The organism is Rhizobium sp. P1_C7 (genome assembly GCF_056406295.1).
The window spans coordinates 1-936 of sequence record NZ_JBFUAL010000070.1; the positions used below are offsets into that span (position 1 = coordinate 1).

General features: G+C 69.3%; 1 protein-coding gene. It reads left to right on the forward strand.

Going from position 1 to position 936, the window contains the following annotated elements:
- Positions 1-936: putative Ig domain-containing protein (locus tag AC1D2R_RS32175; protein ID WP_477973872.1), on the forward strand; the 936-nt coding region annotated here is incomplete at both ends.

Below are 936 nucleotides of genomic sequence, written 5' to 3' on the forward strand. Positions count from 1 at the left end.
CGACACCGGGCAACACGGTTCCGACTGCGGTTGCCGATGCGGGCGATGCCACCGAGAAGGGCGGGGTCGCCAATGGCTCGGGCGGCGTGGCCGCCAGCGGCAACGTGCTCACCAATGACACCGATCCGGATAGCGGCGATACCAAGGCCGTCAGCGCGGTCAGCTTCGGCGCGACCACGGGCACGCTCGGCACGGCGCTCAACGGCACTTATGGCAGCCTCGTGCTCAATGCGTCGGGCGCCTACACCTACACCGTCAACGAGARCGCCTCCGCCGTGCAGGCCTTGCGGCTGTCGACCAACACGCTGACCGATGCCTTCAGCTACACCATGCGCGACACCGCCGGCGCCATCGCCACGGCGACGCTCACCGTCACCGTTCACGGCGCCAATGACGCGCCGGTGCTCGCCGTCCAGACCTCCAACCAGAACGCCACGGTGGGCACCGCGTTCTCGCTTGCACTCCCCGCCGGCACGTTCACCGATGTCGACAGCGGCGAGACGCTCACCTACACGGCACTGGCCGCCGACGGCTCGGCGCTTCCCGCCTGGCTGAGCTTCAACGCCACGACGCGGACCTTCACCGGCACGCCGACGGCCGCCAATGCCGGCACGCTCGCCGTCCGGGTGACGGCGACCGATCTCGGCAGCCTGGCTGCCAACGAGACATTCAACATCGCCGTGTCGWCGACACCGGGCAACACGGTTCCGACTGCGGTTGCCGATGCGGGCGATGCCACCGAGAAGGGCGGGGTCGCCAATGGCTCGGGCGGCGTGGCCGCCAGCGGCAACGTGCTCACCAATGACACCGATCCGGATAGCGGCGATACCAAGGCCGTCAGCGCGGTCAGCTTCGGCGCGACCACGGGCACGCTCGGCACGGCGCTCAACGGCACTTATGGCAGCCTCGTGCTCAATGCGTCGGGCGCCTACACCT